The sequence below is a fragment of the Streptomyces sp. NPDC087906 genome, from assembly GCF_055584925.1.
On record NZ_JBVJLC010000007.1, the window covers coordinates 289471 to 307104 of the forward strand.

Annotated in this window: 19 protein-coding genes; 8 read left to right on the top strand and 11 right to left on the bottom strand. The window is 70.0% G+C overall.

Annotation, left to right across the window (positions count from 1 at the left end; genetic code table 11):
• Positions 1-6: 6 nt before the first annotated feature.
• Positions 7-1671: a fumarate hydratase gene (locus tag ACZ63I_RS22560; RefSeq protein ID WP_469340772.1), complete on the bottom strand. Its 1665-nt coding sequence runs from the start codon at positions 1669-1671 to the stop codon at positions 7-9.
• A gap of 243 nt (positions 1672-1914) precedes the next feature.
• Here ACZ63I_RS22560 and ACZ63I_RS22565 point away from each other — a divergent pair, with 243 nt between their 5' ends.
• Both ACZ63I_RS22565 and ACZ63I_RS22570 read left to right on the top strand, forming a co-directional pair.
• Positions 1915-2601 carry a DUF1707 SHOCT-like domain-containing protein gene (locus ACZ63I_RS22565; protein WP_469340773.1) on the top strand — a complete coding sequence of 229 codons (687 nt, stop codon included), beginning with the start codon at positions 1915-1917 and terminating at the stop codon, positions 2599-2601.
• Between the two features lie 149 nt (positions 2602-2750).
• A complete protein-coding gene (locus ACZ63I_RS22570) occupies positions 2751-3122 on the top strand; it encodes a WhiB family transcriptional regulator (RefSeq protein WP_041984998.1) in 372 nt (123 codons plus the stop codon).
• 114 nt (positions 3123-3236) lie between these two features.
• On the opposite strand, the gene glpX is transcribed toward ACZ63I_RS22570, so the two are convergent.
• Positions 3237-4268: a class II fructose-bisphosphatase gene (gene glpX / locus ACZ63I_RS22575; RefSeq protein ID WP_469340774.1), complete on the bottom strand. Its 1032-nt coding sequence runs from the start codon at positions 4266-4268 to the stop codon at positions 3237-3239.
• Positions 4269-4391: 123 nt separating this feature from the next.
• On the opposite strand from glpX, the gene ACZ63I_RS22580 reads away from it, so the two are divergent.
• Positions 4392-4934 (top strand): DUF4245 domain-containing protein, encoded by a 543-nt coding sequence (locus ACZ63I_RS22580; RefSeq protein ID WP_469340775.1) that lies wholly within the window; start codon positions 4392-4394, stop codon positions 4932-4934.
• A gap of 1172 nt (positions 4935-6106) precedes the next feature.
• Here the strand turns inward: ACZ63I_RS22580 and ACZ63I_RS22585 are convergent.
• The 4 genes from ACZ63I_RS22585 to ACZ63I_RS22600 all read right to left on the bottom strand — a co-directional run bounded on the left by ACZ63I_RS22585 (position 6107) and on the right by ACZ63I_RS22600 (position 10236).
• Positions 6107-6361 (bottom strand): exodeoxyribonuclease VII small subunit, encoded by a 255-nt coding sequence (locus ACZ63I_RS22585; protein ID WP_469340776.1) that lies wholly within the window; start codon positions 6359-6361, stop codon positions 6107-6109.
• A 66-nt stretch (positions 6362-6427) separates the two neighbouring features.
• Positions 6428-7636 (bottom strand): exodeoxyribonuclease VII large subunit, encoded by a 1209-nt coding sequence (gene xseA / locus ACZ63I_RS22590; protein ID WP_469340777.1) that lies wholly within the window; start codon positions 7634-7636, stop codon positions 6428-6430.
• Between the two features lie 596 nt (positions 7637-8232).
• Positions 8233-8646 (bottom strand): hypothetical protein, encoded by a 414-nt coding sequence (locus tag ACZ63I_RS22595; protein WP_469340778.1) that lies wholly within the window; start codon positions 8644-8646, stop codon positions 8233-8235.
• An 81-nt stretch (positions 8647-8727) separates the two neighbouring features.
• Positions 8728-10236: an APC family permease gene (locus tag ACZ63I_RS22600; RefSeq protein WP_469340779.1), complete on the bottom strand. Its 1509-nt coding sequence runs from the start codon at positions 10234-10236 to the stop codon at positions 8728-8730.
• A 159-nt stretch (positions 10237-10395) separates the two neighbouring features.
• Between ACZ63I_RS22600 and ACZ63I_RS22605 the strand changes: the two genes are divergently transcribed.
• Both ACZ63I_RS22605 and ppgK read left to right on the top strand, forming a co-directional pair.
• Positions 10396-11385 carry a 4-hydroxy-3-methylbut-2-enyl diphosphate reductase gene (locus ACZ63I_RS22605; protein ID WP_469340780.1) on the top strand — a complete coding sequence of 330 codons (990 nt, stop codon included), beginning with the start codon at positions 10396-10398 and terminating at the stop codon, positions 11383-11385.
• A gap of 95 nt (positions 11386-11480) precedes the next feature.
• The gene (ppgK, locus tag ACZ63I_RS22610; RefSeq protein WP_041984983.1) at positions 11481-12218 is read left to right on the top strand and encodes a polyphosphate--glucose phosphotransferase; all 738 of its coding nucleotides are present in this window, start codon (positions 11481-11483) and stop codon (positions 12216-12218) included.
• Positions 12219-12371: 153 nt separating this feature from the next.
• On the opposite strand, the gene ACZ63I_RS22615 is transcribed toward ppgK, so the two are convergent.
• Positions 12372-12968, bottom strand: a complete 597-nt coding sequence (locus tag ACZ63I_RS22615; protein ID WP_469340781.1) for a DUF6542 domain-containing protein — start codon at positions 12966-12968, stop codon at positions 12372-12374.
• A gap of 272 nt (positions 12969-13240) precedes the next feature.
• Here ACZ63I_RS22615 and ychF point away from each other — a divergent pair, with 272 nt between their 5' ends.
• The 3 genes from ychF (at position 13241) to ACZ63I_RS22630 (ending at position 15290) form a co-directional block, all read left to right on the top strand.
• Positions 13241-14329: a redox-regulated ATPase YchF gene (ychF, locus tag ACZ63I_RS22620; RefSeq protein ID WP_469340782.1), complete on the top strand. Its 1089-nt coding sequence runs from the start codon at positions 13241-13243 to the stop codon at positions 14327-14329.
• 281 nt (positions 14330-14610) lie between these two features.
• Complete coding sequence (locus ACZ63I_RS22625) at positions 14611-14895, top strand: hypothetical protein (RefSeq protein WP_006138089.1); 285 nt, start codon at positions 14611-14613, stop codon at positions 14893-14895.
• A complete protein-coding gene (locus ACZ63I_RS22630; protein WP_469340783.1) occupies positions 14877-15290 on the top strand; it encodes a DNA-binding protein in 414 nt (137 codons plus the stop codon). The genes ACZ63I_RS22625 and ACZ63I_RS22630 overlap by 19 nt, the downstream gene beginning before the upstream one ends.
• A gap of 16 nt (positions 15291-15306) precedes the next feature.
• On the opposite strand, the gene ACZ63I_RS22635 is transcribed toward ACZ63I_RS22630, so the two are convergent.
• The 4 genes from ACZ63I_RS22635 to ACZ63I_RS22650 all read right to left on the bottom strand — a co-directional run bounded on the left by ACZ63I_RS22635 (position 15307) and on the right by ACZ63I_RS22650 (position 17598).
• The gene (locus ACZ63I_RS22635; RefSeq protein WP_469340784.1) at positions 15307-16098 is read right to left on the bottom strand and encodes a hypothetical protein; all 792 of its coding nucleotides are present in this window, start codon (positions 16096-16098) and stop codon (positions 15307-15309) included.
• A gap of 118 nt (positions 16099-16216) precedes the next feature.
• Complete coding sequence (locus ACZ63I_RS22640; RefSeq protein WP_469340785.1) at positions 16217-16693, bottom strand: hypothetical protein; 477 nt, start codon at positions 16691-16693, stop codon at positions 16217-16219.
• A gap of 314 nt (positions 16694-17007) precedes the next feature.
• The gene (locus ACZ63I_RS22645) at positions 17008-17373 is read right to left on the bottom strand and encodes a hypothetical protein (protein WP_469340786.1); all 366 of its coding nucleotides are present in this window, start codon (positions 17371-17373) and stop codon (positions 17008-17010) included.
• A gap of 78 nt (positions 17374-17451) precedes the next feature.
• A complete protein-coding gene (locus ACZ63I_RS22650; RefSeq protein WP_469340787.1) occupies positions 17452-17598 on the bottom strand; it encodes a hypothetical protein in 147 nt (48 codons plus the stop codon).
• Between the last annotated feature and the right edge of the window lie 36 nt (positions 17599-17634).

Below are 17634 nucleotides of genomic sequence, written 5' to 3' on the forward strand. Positions count from 1 at the left end.
GCTTGTTCAGCCCAGTCCCGGGCCCCGGACCGGGATGCTGGTGAAGGTGGGCGCGGGGGCCGGCTCGGTGAAGAAGTCGTTGCCCTTGTCGTCCACGACGACGAACGCGGGGAAGTCCTCCACCTCGATCTTCCAGACCGCCTCCATGCCCAGCTCCTCGTACTCGACGACCTCGACCTTCTTGATGCAGTCCTGGGCCAGCCGGGCCGCGGGCCCGCCGATCGAGCCGAGGTAGAAGCCGCCGTGCGTGCCGCAGGCGTCGGTGACCTGCCGGGAGCGGTTGCCCTTCGCCAGCATGACCTTGGAGCCGCCCGCCGCCTGGAACTGCTCGACGTAACTGTCCATCCGGCCGGCGGTCGTGGGGCCGAAGGAGCCCGAGGCGTAGCCCTCGGGGGTCTTCGCGGGACCCGCGTAGTAGACGGGGTGGTCCTTCAGGTACTGCGGCATCTCCTCGCCCGCGTCGAGCCGTTCCTTGATCTTCGCGTGCGCGATGTCCCGGGCCACCACCAGCGGTCCGGTCAGCGAAAGCCGGGTCTTGACCGGGTACTTGGTCAGCTCGGCGAGGACGTCGTCCATCGGCCGGTTGAGGTCGATCCGGACGACCTCGGTCTCGTCCAGGTGCTCGTCGGTCGTCTCCGGCAGGAAGCGCGCGGGGTCCGTCTCCAACTGCTCAAGGAAGACGCCCTCGGCCGTGATCTTCGCCACCGCCTGGCGGTCGGCCGAGCAGGACACGGCGATCGCGACGGGCAGCGAGGCGCCGTGCCGGGGCAGCCGGACGACCCGTACGTCGTGGCAGAAGTACTTGCCGCCGAACTGGGCGCCGATACCGATCCGTTGGGTCAGCTCGAAGACCTTCTGCTCCAACTCCTTGTCGCGGAAGCCGTGTCCGGTGGGGGAGCCCTCGGCGGGCAGCTCGTCCAGGTAGTGCGCGGAGGCGTACTTGGCGGTCTTCAGCGCGAACTCCGCGGACGTACCGCCGACGACGATCGCCAGGTGGTAGGGCGGGCAGGCCGCCGTACCCAGCGAACGGATCTTCTCCTCAAGGAACTTCATCATGGCGCCCTCGTTGAGGATCGCCTTCGTCTCCTGGTAGAGGAACGACTTGTTGGCCGAGCCGCCGCCCTTGGCCATGAAGAGGAACTTGTACGCGCCGCCGTCCGTCGCGTACAGCTCCACCTGCGCGGGCAGGTTCGAGCCGGTGTTCTTCTCCTCCCACATGGTGAGCGGAGCCATCTGCGAGTAGCGCAGGTTGAGCTTCGTGTACGCGTCGTAGATGCCGTGCGACAGGGCCTCTTCGTCACCGCCGCCCGTCAGCACCTGCTGACCCCGCTTGCCCATCACGATCGCCGTACCGGTGTCCTGGCACATCGGCAGCACACCCGCCGCCGCGATGTTCGCGTTCTTCAGCAGGTCGAGCGCCACGAACTTGTCGTTGGACGACGCCTCGGGGTCGTCGATGATCCGGCGGAGCTGGCTGAGGTGGGCGGGGCGCAGATAGTGCGAGATGTCGTGCATGGCCTCGGCGGCCAGCGTGCGCAGGGCCGCCGGCTCCACCTTCAGGAACGTACGCCCGTCGGCCTCGAAGGTGGAGACGCCTTCGGCGGTCACCAGCCGGTAGGGCGTGGTGTCCTCTCCGACGGGAAGCAGATCGGAGTACGCAAAATCCGGCATTACGGCCATTCCTCACTCGACGGGCGGCGGCGCGGCCTCCGTTGGCCGGGCGACCTCCAGCGTAGGACGCTGCGCGGGTGCCTGGACGGTGAGGTACGGCTCACTCGCCCGGTCTCTCCCCTCTCTGTGCCGCATCGCCGACGCGCCGCACGGCAACTGCCGACGCGCCGCACCGCAACTGCCGACGCGCCGCACCGCAACTGCCCCTAGTCGCGATCTATCGCGTTTCGCTACATTGGTTTCGTGGACCTCGAAAAGCACCCCCAGAAGCCCGTCGCTTCGGCGGAGCCCCCAGGTATCCGGGCCTCCGACGCGGACCGGGACCGGACCGCCGACATCCTCAGGGAGGCGCTGGCGGAGGGCCGGCTGGACGCGGAGGAGCATGCCGAGCGGATCGATTCCGTCTACCGGGCCAAGACGGTCGCCGAGCTGGCGCCGCTGGTACGGGACTTGCCGTCCGGCGGCCAGGGGGTGCGGGGCGCTGCGCCCGGAGCTTCCGGGGCGGCGGGCCCTTACGCGTACGAGCCCGCGGACCCGAACGCGACGGCCGAGAGCATGGTCGCGGTCTTCAGCAGCAACACCCGCAGGGGGCGTTGGCGGATCGGGGCGCGGACCAACGCGTTCGCGCTGTTCGGCAACATCGAGATCGATCTCACCGAAGCGCTCTTCGGCCAGCGGACCACGGTGATCAACGCGACGTCGATCTTCGGCAACGTGGAGGTCAGGGTCCCGGAGAACATCTCGCTGCGCGGCAGCGGCACCGGAATCTTCGGGAACTTCGAAGTCCACACGCTGGAAGCACCGGAGCCTGACGCGCCGGTGGTCGTGGTCAACGGCTACTCGGTGTTCGGCAACATCGAGGCCAAGCCGAAGCGCGGGAAGTTCGTCGCCAACCTCCAGGACCTGCTGCGCAAGCACCTCAAGTCCTGACGGTGGGCTGTGTCCTGAGCGACGGCGGATCAGGGGCCCGGGTGACTGCGGACTGTGCCCCGAGGGCCACTCAGTGCATAGGAGCACGCACAGCGGGTAGGGAGAGCTGCATCGTCTCTCGCTCGCGAAGCCGTCGTCAGGAGTAGACCGTGCTGCATCCGCCGCATCAGCCCCTGCAGGTCGCTGCCGTTCCCGCCCAGCGGAGTCCCGCTCGGGAGGATCAGGCCGGCCCGTGGCATTCGGAGGCTGTGTGCCGCCGGGACGAGGCCGGGTTGTTCTTCGCCCCCTCCAAGGAGCCGACAGCCGCGAGGCTGTCGCGTGAGGAGGCCGCGAAGCGGGTCTGTGCCCGGTGTCCCGTGATGGTGGAGTGCCGGGAGCACGCCTTGGTCCAGCCCGAGCCGTACGGCGTCTGGGGCGGCCTGACCGCAGCCGAGCGCCGGGTGGTGCTGGCGCGGCGCAGGCGGCGCGAGGTGGAGCTGCGCAAGGCGGCGCCGGCGGGCAGGATCGCGGCGGCGGGCTGAGCGCCGGCCGTTCTTGATCGCGTACGGAAGGGGTGCCCCGCCGCACAACGGGGACACCCCTTCCGATGCGACTCGTCCTGCTACTGCTACTTCCTACTTCCTACTTCCTACTTGCTACTTCGCACGGTCGAAGTCGATGGTGCTGTAGGCGCGCAGCTTCGACAGCCGGTGGGTGGAGTCGATCTGCCGGATCGTGCCCGACTTCGAGCGCATCACGAGCGACTGGGTCGTCGCCGTCTCGGAGCGGTAGCGCACGCCGCGCAGCAGCTCGCCGTCGGTGATGCCGGTGGCGACGAAGAAGACGTTGTCGCCGCTGACGAGATCGTCCGTGGAGAGCACCCGGTCCAGATCGTGCCCCGCGTCGATCGCGCGCCGGCGCTCGTCGTCGTCCTTGGGCCAGAGCTTGCCCTGGATGACTCCGCCGAGGCACTTGATGGCGCACGCCGAGATGATGCCCTCGGGCGTACCGCCGATGCCCATCAGCAGGTCGACGCCGGTGCCTTCGCGCGCGGCCATGATGGAGCCGGCCACATCGCCGTCGGAGATGAACTTGATGCGGGCGCCGGTCTCCCGGATCTCCTTGACGATGCCGTCGTGGCGCGGGCGGTCGAGGACGACGACCGTGACGTCCTCGGGGGACGAGCGCTTGGCCTTGGCGACACGGCGGATGTTGACGGCGACCGGGGCGTTGATGTCGACGAAGTCGGCCGCCTCGGGCCCGGTGACCAGTTTGTCCATGTAGAAGACGGCCGACGGGTCGAACATGGCGCCCCGGTCGGCCGCGGCGAGCACGGCGATGGCGTTGGGCATGCCCTTGGCGTTGAGGGTTGTGCCGTCGATCGGGTCCACGGCGATGTCGACCTCGGCGCCGGTGCCGTCACCGACGTGCTCGCCGTTGAACAGCATCGGGGCTTCGTCCTTCTCGCCCTCGCCGATGACGACGACGCCGTTCATCGAGACGGTGGAGACGAGGGTCCGCATGGCGTTCACGGCGGCGCCGTCGGCGCCGTTCTTGTCACCCCTGCCGACCCACCGGCCGGCCGCCATCGCGGCGGCCTCCGTGACCCGTACGAGTTCCAGGGCGAGGTTGCGGTCAGGTGCCTCGGGAGACACCTCAAGAGGGGGAGGTAGCTGATGCTCGGTCATCGGAACGCACCTTTCTGTACGGCGACGGCCGGAAAAGAGGGTGATACGACTCTATCCGTACATCGACAACTTGAGCAGAGGGGTCCACGGATGAGCGCGAAACGCTGATGCGACGATGGGGGAGTGGCAGGCGAGCGAGGCAGACAGACGGTGCGGGACATGTTGCTGTCGATGGTGGTCATCGGGATCATCGTCGCGGTCATCTATGTGTTCGTCCCCCATGACGACAAGGCGGACCCGGTCAAGAAGGTCGACTACCGGGTCGAACTCCTGACGGCCCGCCGCGCGGCGCCGTACCCGGTCGCGGCCCCCACGGGCCTGCCGGGCAAGTGGAAGGCCACCTCCGTCACGTACGACGGCGCGAACGGCCACGCCTGGCACCTCGGCTTCCTGGACCCGGAGGGCGAGTACGTCGCGATCGAGCAGTCGACGTCGCCGACGAAGCGGTACGTCTCGGACGTGACGCAGGAGGCCAAGAACACGGGCAAGACCCAAGAGGTCGCCGGCCAACCCTGGCAGCGCTGGCAGGGCCCGCACTACGACGCCCTGGTCCGCACGGAGAACGGCGCGACGACGGTGGTGACGGGCACGGCGTCGTACGAACGCCTGGGCGCGATGGCGGCGGCGCTGGAATTCAAGAAGACGACGGTGAAGGCGGGCGCCTGAGGCTTGCGCGGGGGGCGGTGGGGCGGCGCGCGCCGGGTAGCGTCCGCGAAGTCCCGTCCGGCTCGTGAGGGCCGGCAGGCACCCGGCCGTCGACGGGATCCGGGGACGCTCCGGGGCGCCGCTTGCCGGGCGCGAGGCCGTTGCGCGTCCGCACGTCGGGTCGGTGGGGTGCCGGAGTCCGGAGGCACCCGGGCGCTCGGCCCGGCGGGGGCGCGGCACCGAGGCGCTCTATGTCCGGCGTAACGCAGCGTGCCTTGCGGTGCCAGGCATAGAGCCCGCCCTGTGTGACCGGCGCGCGGGCCGCGTCTTTGACTGACGACAGCGCTGCGAGGCGCGGCGCCAGGGCAGGCGAGTTCAGCCTGATCCGGACGAGCGGCCGGGGCAGCCGTACGCCTGCAGAGCCGGGAGGCAACGACCTGCGGTGGTCCTGGGCGCACCCGCCTCCAGGCGTCGGGTTCGTACCCACCTGTCCGGTGCCAGGGCAGGCAAGTCCTACCTGACCTGAACGAGCGGCCCTGGGCACTCGGCCCGGTGGCGGCGCGGCGGCACGCCAGGCTCAGCGGTCGCACGCCGCGGTGGAGCGGCGACACCGCGGTCGGGGGCCCTGGTCGCGCGCGCCTGTCCGGTGGGGCCGTGCCGCTGACCGACGAGGGCCCCGCAGGTCGGCGCCAAGGCGCGGGAGCCCCGGCTGCGCCGTCGTGACGGCCGGTTGACGCGGGGCTTGGGGGCGGCACCTGGGCGCGGGAGGCCGCCCCGGCCGTCGGCGAGCGTGGCACGCTGCCTGCCGGGCGGCCGTGCTCGTGGCACCTGTCCGGTGCGGGGGCTGCTGCGGGGGCCGCGTCGGGTACCGACAGCCCCGCGAGGCGCGGCGCGGTGCCAGGGCGCACGGGCCGGGCCCGGGATCCGGCGGCCGCCGCGAGTGCGCCCGCAGGGGCCCGGGGCCGGTTGCCCGGCCCCCCCCACGAGGCGGGGCGCGGTGCCGGGGCGTACGGGCCAGGCCCGGGATTCAACGGCCGCCGCGAGCGCGCCTGGCGGGGCCCGGCGCTGGTTGCCCGGCCCCCCACGAGGCGGGGCGCGGCGCCAGGGCATACGGGCCAGGCCCGGGATTCAACGGCCGCCGCGAGCGCGCCTGGCGGGGCCCGGCGCTGGTTGCCCGGCCCCCCTCGTGGGCGTTACTCGTCCGGGGTCGGCTCGTCCCGTTCCGGGGTGGCCAGGGAGGCGTCCAGGCGGGCGCGGGCGCCCTCCAGCCAGCGGCGGCAGACCTTGGCCAGCTCCTCGCCGCGCTCCCACAGGGCCAGCGACTCCTCCAGCGTCGTGCCGCCAGTCTCCAGCCGGCGGACGACCTCGATCAGTTCGTCGCGCGCCTGCTCGTAGCCGAGCGGCTCACCGGCCGTGGCCGCTGATGTTTCCGTGTCTGTCTTGGCCATGGCATCCACCCTACGAGCGCTCTCCGACAACAACCGCGCACTTCACCGCGCCTGACACCTTCGTCCTCACTCCGTCACCCGCACCGTGAACTCCCCGTCCGCCACCCTCGCCCGCAGTTCCTCCGCGCCGGCGAGCCCTTCCGGGGACCTCACGACCGAGCCGTCCGCGCGCTGCAGCACCGCGTAGCCCCGCTCCAGCGTCGCCGCAGGCGACAGCGCGACCACTCGCGCCAGCGTGTGCGACAGCTCCGAGTCGGCGCGGTCGAGCTGATGCCGCAGCACCCGGCGGCCCCGGTCGGCCAGCGCCGTCACCTCGGCCGCGCGCTCCTCCAGCATCCGGTGGGGCCGCTCCATCACCGGCCTGGCCAGCGCGTGCGCGAGCCCGCGCTCCTCCCTGTCCAGCAGCCCCTGCACGGTCCGCAGCGCCCGGTCCCGCAGCGCCTGCACCCGGTCCAGCTCCTCCCCGACGTCGGGGACGATCCGTTTCGCCGCGTCCGTCGGGGTCGACGCCCGTACGTCCGCCACCAGATCCAGCAGCGGCGAGTCCGGCTCGTGTCCGATCGCGGACACCACGGGCGTACGGCACTCCGCGACCGCCCGGATGAGCTGCTCGTCCGAGAACGGCAGCAGATCCTCCACGCTGCCGCCGCCGCGCGCGACGACGATCACGTCGACCTCGGGCAGCTCGTCCAGCTCCCGCACCGCCTCGACGACCTGCGCGACCGCGTTGACGCCCTGCACCGCCGTGTTACGCACCTCGAAGCGGACGGCCGGCCAGCGCCGGCGCGCGTTTTCCAGGACGTCGCGCTCGGCCGCCGAGGCCCGGCCGCAGACCAGGCCGATGAGCTGCGGCAGGAACGGCAGCGGCCGCTTGCGGTCGAGCGCGAACAGCCCTTCGGCGGCCAGCGCCTTCTTCAACTGCTCCAGCCGTACGAGCAGTTCGCCCATCCCGACGGGCCTTATCTCCGTCGCCCGCAGCGAAAGCTGGCCACGCGGCGCGTACCACTCCGGCTTGGCCCGCACCACGACGCGCGCGCCCTCGGAGACCACATCGGCGATGGCGTCGAAGACCTGCCGGTAGCAGGTGACGCCCACGGAGATGTCGTACGACGGGTCGCGCAGCGTCAGAAAGACGACCCCGGCGCCGGGCCTGCGCGAGAGCTGGGTGATCTGCCCCTCGACCCAGACGGCACCGAGCCGGTCGATCCACCCGCCGATGAGCCGCGAGACCTCCCCGACGGGCAGCGGAGCCTCGGCTGACGTGTTGAGAGCCATGCGGGGAGCGTATCCGCCGCCTACGACATCACCCCGAAACCGCGAGGCCGGGCGGGGGTCCTGCCCCGGCCGGTAACCGGATCCCGTCTCGGAGCCGGACCGAGACCCGGACCGGACCTTGCCGAGGACCCCGCCCGGGACCCGGAGCCCACTCCGCACCGGCCTCCTTCAGAGGCGGACCCAAATGCGGGCGCTGGACCGGGGCGAGCCCGGTGACCACGCGCCGGGACGCTCCCGCGGCGGCCTAAGTGCGAAGGCCCACCTCGCCGGCGACAGCCGCGCACGGCCTTGGCCCTCCCCGTCATCGCAGGCCAGGGCGGTCCGGTCGACGCATCAGCCTTCGAGGCCGTCATGGGCGCCGTCCGTGTTCCGCGAAGCGGCCCCGGACGACCACAGATCCGACCCGATGCCGGCCCGGCGGACCGCGGGTATTCATCCTGCGCGCTCCGTGATCGCCTCCACCGACCTGGCCGCCTTCGACGCCGATGCATACAGGCCGCGCAAATCAGTCGAGCGCTGCGTCAACCGCCTCGGCGCATCCTCATCCGGGCCCGGCGATCGACCGCTCAGCGATCGACCGCTCAGCGATCGACCGCTCAGCGATCGGCCACCCAGCGTGCGTCCGCCGGCCAGCCCCCCGTGCCGACGATGTGCTCCACGAGCCTGAACGCCTCACCGGTTGGGACGGTGTCCTCATCCGGGTACTCATCGTGCTGCCCGTTCGAGAGGACGAACCCGCCGCTCGACCCCTCGGATTCCGGGGCCACGGCATGCTCGCCGGGATCGCCCTCTTCTTCGAGCAGCATCACCATCGCGCGCTCGGTGTTCGTCACGAAGGCCAGCGACCGTCCCGACGAACTGATCAGCCACGTCTCAAGCTGCCCGCTGTCGATCCTCGACCGAAGAGCTGCCAGTACCGTCTCCGACGACACCGGGACAGGGCGGCCGTCATCGATCACCCAGGACTCGATCACGAGCACGACGATCTCATGAACGGATTCAAGAGACACGCTCACGAGCCGGGCCCGGAGCCGGGCTCCGGCCCAGCGCCGACTTCGGGCTCACGGCCCTGCGGCGGAGCCCGCCGTAGATCAGGAACCCGCCCCCGGCCCCGTCCCGGAGGCTGCTTTCGGCCCCGGCCCCGGCGACCCCGGTCCCCTCCGTCCTCGCCACTGCACCAGCAGCACCACCAGCCCCACCGCCAGCCACACCGCGCCCACCAACTGCGCCGAGTCCGCCGCCTCCACGATGACCGCGATCAAGATCCCCGCGCCGATCACCGGGACCACCACCTGCGTGAACCAGTTCGGGCCGCGGCCTGGGCGGCGTACCGCGAACCAGCCCACCACCGACGCGTGCAGCAGTACGAACGCCGTCAGCGCGCCGATGTTGACCACCGACACCAGCCGGTCGAGGCCGTCGTCCCGGCGCGCCGCCCAGACCGCCGCCAGCAGCGTCACCACGGCGGCCAGCAGCAGCGCGACGCGCGGCACGCCCGAGTCCGTACGGGCCAGTGCGCGGGGCAGTCTGCGCTCCCTGCCCATCGCGAAGAGCAGCCGCCCCGCCGCCGCCTGGCCCGCCAGCGCCGCGAACGCCGCGCCGATCGCCTTGCTCGACGCGACCAGGTCGTGCAGCCACCTGCCGACCGACGCGTCCACCGCGTCGTAGAACGCCGAGCCCTGCGCCACCGGATCGGCGGCGAGCTGGGCCGAGGTCCGGGTCTCCAGCAGCGCCACCAGGTACGTCTGCGCGATGAACAGCAGCCCCGCCAGGCCCAGGCAGAGCAGCACCGCCCGCGCCACCTGCCGCGAACCGCCCGTCACCTCCTCGGCGAACGAGGCGATGGCGTCGAACCCGAGGTACGACAGCACGGCCACCGACACCGCGCTGAGCACAGCGACGGCCGAGAAACCCGTATCGCTGGTGAACGGCGTGGACCAGCCACGCTCGGCGCCGTCCCGTACGAGCACCACGATCGCCGACACCACGAACACCAGCAGCACCACGATCTCCAGGGCGAGCACGGCGAAGCCCACCCGGGCCGCGGCCCGCACCCCGGTCAGATTGAGCAGTGTCGTGATCACGACGGCGATCGCCGTCCACACCCACCGGTCGACGGACGGCACCAGCGCCTCCATCGCGATCCCCGCGAAGAGATAGGCGACGGCCGGGATCAGCAGATAGTCCAGCATCGCCATCCACCCGGCGATGAACCCGGGCGCCTCGCCCAGCCCCTTGCGGGCGTACGCGAAGACCGAGCCCGCCTGCGGGGCCACTCGCACCATCTGGGCGTAACTGAAGGCGGTGAAGCCCATCGCGACGGTGGACACCACATAGACCAGCGCCACCGAGCCGTGCGACTTCGCGTCGAGCGTGCCGAAGACACCGACGGGGGCCATCGGGGCGATGAAGAGGAGCCCGTACACGACGAGGTCGCGGAAGCGCAGCGTCCGCCGCAGTCCGGTGTGCGCGGGCCCGCCGCCCGCGGGCCCCGTGTGCGCGGACTGGCCGCGCGCGGGCCCGGTGTGCGCGGACTCGCCGTGCGCGGACCCGCCACGCGCGGGCTCACCGTCCGCGGGCCCCTGCCCCTCAGCCGTCATCGCATGCGTCCGATCGTCGTCGTCGTTCCTTCATGCCGGCAGGTACGCCCGGTCACGCTGGGCGGGTACGCCTGGCCATGTCCGCCATGTATGCCCCGTCCGTACCCGCCCAGTCTCACCAGTACGGGCGATCTCGCGCCTGTTCTGGGCGGCCTTACGATGGGACGCATGACTGCTACGTCCCGCAAACGCGTCCTGCTCGCCGCCCCCCGTGGTTACTGCGCGGGCGTGGACCGCGCGGTGATCGCCGTCGAGAAGGCCCTGGAGCAGTACGGCGCGCCGATCTACGTCCGACACGAGATCGTCCACAACAAGTACGTCGTGCAGACCCTGGAGCGGAAGGGCGCCATCTTCGTCGAGGAGACGGCCGAGGTCCCCGAGGGATCCATCGTCATGTTCTCGGCGCACGGCGTCGCTCCCGTCGTTCACGACGAGGCCGCGGGCCGCAACCTCGCCACGATCGACGCGACCTGCCCGCTGGTCACCAAGGTCCACAAGGAAGCCGTCCGGTTCGCGAACGACGACTACGACATCCTGCTGATCGGCCACGACGGCCATGAGGAGGTCATCGGCACCTCGGGCGAGGCCCCGGACCACATCACGCTGGTCGACGGCCCCGACGACGTGGCGAACGTGGAGGTGCGCGACGAGTCGAAGGTCGTCTGGCTCTCCCAGACCACGCTCTCCGTGGACGAGACGATGGAGACGGTCGACAAGCTCAAGGAGAAGTTCCCGCTGCTGATCTCGCCGCCGAGCGACGACATCTGCTACGCCACGCAGAACCGGCAGATCGCGGTGAAGCAGATGGGCTCCGACGCCGATCTGGTCATCGTCGTCGGGTCCAAGAACTCGTCCAACTCGGTGCGGCTGGTCGAGGTCGCGCTCGGCGCGGGCGCCGCCGCCGCCCATCTGGTCGACGCCGCGGACGAGATCGACGAGACGTGGCTCGACGGGGTGTCGTCGGTCGGCGTGACGTCGGGGGCGTCCGTACCGGAGGTTCTGGTGGAGGGCGTGCTGGAGTGGCTGGCCGCGCGCGGCTTCGAGGACGTCGAGATCGTCAAGGCCGCCGAGGAGTCCATCACCTTCTCGCTCCCGAAGGAGCTGCGCCGCGATCTGCGCGCCGAAGCGGCCGCGATGGCACAGAAGTAACGCGAGGGTACAGAAGTACGCTGCGACCGCACGGAAGTGCGCTGCGGCGGCACGGAAATAACTCGTTGTCAGCATCTGGCCGTAACGTGTCGTCCATGAACGTCTTCGGAGTGGACATCGGCGGCTCGGGAATCAAAGGCGCGCCCGTGGACCTGGAGCGCGGCGACCTGGCGGAGCCGCGCCACAAAGTACTGACCCCGCACCCCGCGACGCCCGAGAGCATGACGGACGGCGTGGTGGAGGTCGTGGAGCACTTCGGCTGGTCGGGGCCGGTCGGCATCACCTTCCCCGGGGTGGTGACCGGCTCCGTCATCCGTACGGCGGCCAATGTCGACAAGTCGTGGATCGACGTGGACGCGGGCGAACTGCTGGGCGAGCGCCTGAGCATGCCGGTCACGGTCCTGAACGACGCGGACGCGGCGGGCGTGGCCGAGATGGCCTTCGGCGCCGGGCGCGGCCGTAAGGGCACGGTCTTCCTGCTCACGTTCGGCACGGGCATCGGCAGCGCGCTCTTCATCGACGGCACGCTCGTGCCCAACACGGAGCTGGGCCATCTGGAGCTGCACGGCCATGACGCGGAGAAGCACGCGTCGACCAAGGCCAAGGACGACGAGGAACTGAGCTGGCACCACTGGGCGCATCGCGTCCAGAAGTATCTGAAGCATGTGGAGATGCTGTTCTCGCCGGAGCTGTTCATCATCGGCGGCGGCGTCAGCCGCAAGGCGGACAAGTTCCTGCCGCTGATCGAGGGCGTCAGGGCGGAGATGGTCCCGGCGCAGCTCCAGAACAACGCGGGGATCGTGGGAGCGGCGATGGCGGCGGCGAGGCGCTGAGCTGAGGGGGCGGCCGGGCGACCGCGCCGCCGCCCCCGAGGGTGGGGGCGGACGCGGACCTGCGGGACCCGGCCCGGCGACGCGGCCCAGCGACCCGACTCCCGCGACCCGGCTCCCGCGACGCGGCCTAGCGTCGCGGCCTAGCGTCGCGGCCTAGCGTCGCGGGAGCCGGGTCCCCGTGCCGATGGAGGCGGCTGCGGCGGTGTCACGTGCGAGCTGTCGCCGCCCCATCTGCCGTACTTTCCGTACGGACGCGATGACGCCGGCGACGAGCGTCCCCCCGTACAGCCAGCCGGCGTGCACGGCGAGAGTGGTGATCACGGCCATCGTCTGGCCGCCGAGACCGCCGGACCCGCCCGAGATCGGTACGGTGCCGACGGCGAAGGCGATCGGCACGCTGATCGGCGCCGTGACCAGGTCCGCCGTCCGTACCCACAGCGCGGTCGCCGCGCTGAGCGGCAGGAACAGCAGCCCGTACGCGAGCGGCGCCCCGTCGAGGATCAGCTCGTCGAGGAAGCCGACGCAGAGCATCGCGGCGACGGCGAAGAGCCCGGCGCCGAGCCCGGTGAACCGGGGATTGGGCAGTCTGCGCAACGTGAGCACGATGGGCGGCACCCGCCGGCCGCCCGGACCGGGTCCGGGCACCCGGTAGGAGCCCGCGGCCGCCGAGACCGCGCCGCGCGTCGGAGCCGGGAGGGTGGTCTGCGGCCGCTGCCGGCGCTGGGGGGGACGTGTCCTGGGCTGCTCCACCCGAACAACGTAGGTGGCCGGGGGGTCCCGATCGGGGGTTGGACACGCCCTTTGAATGACCTTGGGGTTGAGTTCGAGGTCTTCGGCCGCGTCACGGCGGGTCCCGGGCGTGACGTAGAACCGTCGTAACCCCATGGGCGACCCGTCACCCAGCCCGCCACCCAGCCCGTCGCACACCGCGTCCCCCGACCCGTCGTCGAGCCCGGCGGGCCGCCCGTAAACTGGGCAGTCGCCAGTCCCCGCTCAGCCCCTCACTTCAGGAAGTCGCCAACGTGTCGCTCACGATCGGAATCGTCGGCCTGCCGAATGTCGGCAAGTCGACCCTGTTCAACGCCCTGACCAAGAACGACGTGCTGGCGGCCAACTACCCGTTCGCCACGATCGAGCCCAACGTCGGCGTCGTCGGCGTACCCGACCCGCGCCTGAACAAGCTCGCGGAGCTGTTCAGCTCGCAGAAGATCCTCCCGGCGACGGTCGACTTCGTCGACATCGCGGGCATCGTGCGCGGCGCGTCGGAGGGTGAGGGCCTGGGCAACAAGTTCCTGGCGAACATCCGCGAGTCCGACGCGATCTGCCAGGTCATCCGGGCGTTCAAGGACGAGAACGTCGTCCATGTCGACGGCAAGGTCTCGCCCAAGAGCGATATCGAGACGATCAACACCGAGCTGATCCTCGCCGACCTCCAGACCATCGAGAAGGTCCTGCCGCGCCTCCAGCGCGAGTCCCGCATCAAGAAGGACGTCGGCCCCAAGGTCAAGGCGATCGAGGAGGCCCAGGCCATCCTGGAGACGGGCCAGCCCCTCTTCGCCGCGGGCCTGGAACAGGGCACGGAGCGCACGGAGCTGCTCCACGACCTGCACCTGCTGACGACCAAGCCGTTCCTCTACGTCTTCAACGTGGACGAGGAGGAGCTGACGGACGACACCTTCAAGGAAGAACAGCGCGCGCTGGTGGCCCCCGCCGAGGCGATCTTCCTCAACGCCAAGCTGGAGTCGGACCTGGCGGAGCTGGACGACGACGAGGCCCTGGAACTGCTCCAGTCCGTAGGCCAGGAAGAACCGGGCCTTGCCACCCTCGCCCACGTAGGCTTCCGCACCCTGGGCCTGCAGACCTACCTCACCGCAGGCCCCAAGGAATCCCGCGCCTGGACGATCAAAAAGGGCGCGACGGCCCCGGAAGCGGCGGGCGTGATCCACACCGACTTCCAGAAGGGCTTCATCAAGGCGGAGGTCATCTCCTTCGACGACCTGGTCACGACAGGCTCGGTGGCCGAGGCCCGCGCGGCAGGCAAGGCCCGCATGGAGGGCAAGGACTACGTGATGCAGGACGGCGACGTGGTCGAGTTCCGCTTCAACGTGTAGCGGCTGACGTATCACCACGTCGCTGATCTCGCAAACATGCAGGTCGGATGGGGTCCGACTCTTCGGGGTCGGGCCCTTTGTGTTTTCCCGTGCTGGGATGGTGCTGGGATAGCTGACCCCTCGTCACCTGTCGTCATCCCTGGTCATCCGTACCGTGCTGGGATTGTGCTGGGGTGGGATGGGGGTGGCCGTGCTGGGATTTGCGCGAGCAGGGCACAGGTCGAGCTGTGAAGGTAGTGCGGGCGTGGCATTTTTCCTACTCGTTTGACACAATCGAGGGCATGGCTGAGACGACGTACAGCATCGGGGAAGGCCCGGCGACGCGGGTGAGCCTGTCGCTGCCGGAGGGGACGGCGGAGGCGATCCGGGCGCGAGTGGGGAAGCGGGAGTTCTCCGCGTTCATCGCCGAGGCGGTCGAGCGTGAGTTGCGCGGGCAGGTCCTGGACGAGTACCTGGCGGACTACGAGAGCCGCAAGGGGCCGGTCTCCGAGCCGGCTCGTCAGCGGGCGCGGCAGGTCTTTGACGAGGTGTTCGCCGAGGAGGCCGAGTGGCCCGCCGCAGGCTGAGTCACGAGGGGACGCTCGTCCTGGACAGCGAAGGGCTCTCGAAGCTGCTCGCCGATGACGAGCAGGTGGTGGCTCTGATCGCTGAGGCGCGCTCGCGCGGCATGGAGGTCGTGATCAGTGCGCTCACCATCATCGAGGCCGTCCATGCCCGTACGAACAAGCCCCGCCTGAACTGGGTGCTTTCCGGGCTGCGGGTCGTCCCGGTCGGTGACGAAGAGGCAAGGGCGGCCTCGAAGCTGCCGATGAATGCCGGGTTGCACGGACACAAGTACGCGATCGATGCGGCCGTCGCCGAGGCCGCGCTGCGACAGCACCGCCCCGTGGTCATGCTGACTTCCGATATTGACGACATGACCAAGCTGTGCGGCGAGCGGGTCCGGCTTGTGGCGGTGTAATTTCCCCTGGTCCGGCTCAGTAGGAGCGGGGTCCGTAGGGGCTCCAGTGGCCGAGGAAAGGCTTGAGGTCGTCGCCGCTGGGCTTTGGTGGCGTGGGCAGTTTCGGCGCTGAGACCGATTCGGTGAGGTGTTGGAGGTGCGCGTGCGCGAACGCGAGCCACGCCTCGATCTCGGTCCGCTTCTGCCCGGGCGGAAGTGATGTGGCGCGGTCGCGTACTGCTGCGATGTATTCCGCCAGGCGGCTGGCCTGGTACCGGGTGTCTGCCTGTTCTCCGAGGTGTTTGACGCGGTAGGCGTAGGCGGCGTGGGCTTCCTGCATGGCGGCTTCCCAGCGCTTTCGCTCTACCTCTCTGGCTTTCTGGTCCGCGAGGCGTTTGCGCTCCGCGGCTTCGCCACGGAGGCCGACCTCCTGCACGATCTCGGCGAGTTGTTCTTCCAGAGGCCGGTGGGGGAGATCCGCCCATTCGCTTGCACGGTGCGGGCTGCCGCCGCGGAGTATGAAACGCAGCTGGCTGGAGGGGGTGTAGTCAAAGTGGGGGATGCGCATCCATGAGTACTTCTTGGCGTCGGCGAGTTCTTTGTCCGTGGGGACGTGTTCGCTGCGGTCCTGTTCTTGAAGGACGAGGAAGCCGACACTTTCGCCTTGGGCGGTGATGGAGAAGTGCGGTGGTGCCTTGCGCCGCCGATGGGGCGGGGGAGCGCCTTGTGTGGTTCCGAGCGCTGCCTTGTGGCCTTGTGCTTCGGTGGCGGTGATGAGGGTTTGGATGATGCGCAAGGCTCGGCCCTGGAGGGGGTTGGTCAGGCCCATGGGCTGCGGCTGCTTTTGGAGGGCGGCCACGACGGCATGGGGTTCGGTGAGTCTGGCCGGTACAGGGAGTGGGGTGAGTTCCGCGAGGCGCCAGGCAGGGATGTCGACCAGCTTGATCTCATACCCCGCGGTGGGTGCGGTACCCGTACAGCTCCTGCGTGTGTGGGATCTTGCCGGACTTGCGGGTGGCGTTGACCCGTGACGCCCAATTCACCGCGTGCGGGCCGGATTCGATGGGCTTGATGAGGCAGCCGTCGTTCGCAACGGCCAGTTCATCGAGTAGCTGGTCCGCGTAGTTCGCAAGGGCCTTCGGCACGGCTCGGGGGCGCGGCGGTGCCGGTTTTCGGGCTGGGCGCTCCTGCGGTCGGGTGCTCTGCTCCACGGGGCGGATGCCGCGTTCGACGAGATGCTGCCGCCCCTTCTCGGTGAGGTGGGCGCTCCAATGCCCGCGGCGTTTGGTGACCTTGATGAGCCCTCGGTTCTGCAGGGCCTGTCCGCTGGTCTTGTACGTGCTGTCCGGCCAGACTCCGTCGGGACACCCCTGGCCCACCCAGTCGAGCACGGCCTGCTGCCGCTTGTTGAGGGCCTGTTCCATGTAGCCTCCGCCGTTCCCTGGGTGCCCTGCCCACGGCGACGATGCCCGCTGTCCTTGCGGGAATTCTGGGCTGCTGACAGGACTCCTCGTTCGGGTGAGAGATATAGAGGGCGTGTTTACGGCGAGAGTGGTTATTCCTGGTATTAATGCGAAATGGCTTGGGTTCAGAGCCGTTGATGGGGCTCTGGCTGAACTGGCTTGGGGTGCGGGTGACGTCGGGGAGGGGCAGTGGGCCGACATGGTGGTGCACGCAGCTGAGCCCGAGATCGGGCGTACGTGGACGTTGTCGACGGTCGCCGCAGTGCGCGTCTGAATCAGATCACCGTGGACGGAGCCGTCTTGCCGAGGTAGATCTTGAACGCCTCGCGGATCTGGCCACGTGTGTAGCCGACGGTGTTGACGTTGGCCGGCACTACCTCCCGCTCGTATCCGCGCTTGCGGGCGGACAGGTACTTGACCACGCTCGATGCTCCCGTGTTGGAGACGAACAGGTTGCGGGCGGTCCGCAGGTCGGTGTGCAGCCCTTCGAAATTACGCGCGTGGCCGATGCTGACCCGGCTAGCGGTGTAGTACTTGCACTCGATGGCCAGCAGGCACTTGTTGCCCCGCAGCGCCATCCGGATCTGCCGTGAGAGTGCAGCCTCGTCGGCCGACAGGATCAGGACATCGCACTCGTGCACTCGCGGTGATCGAACTCGGCCTCGACAGCTCTGAGCCGGAAGCCTGACAGCAGGCCCGGCCCAGGGCGCCTCAGCCGGTCAGGACCGTGGGTCGTGGTCGATCAGCTTCAGCAGGCTCAAAAGCTGCTTGGTCTCCGTCAGTGCCTCGGCTTTCGTCTCCGGGGCGTCCATGTCCCAGTGAGCCAGCTCATTCCGGTACTCCTTGATGGCGGTGATGCGGCGCACGAGTGGGAGCGTCGGCCGCTCGCAGGTAGGGGTGCG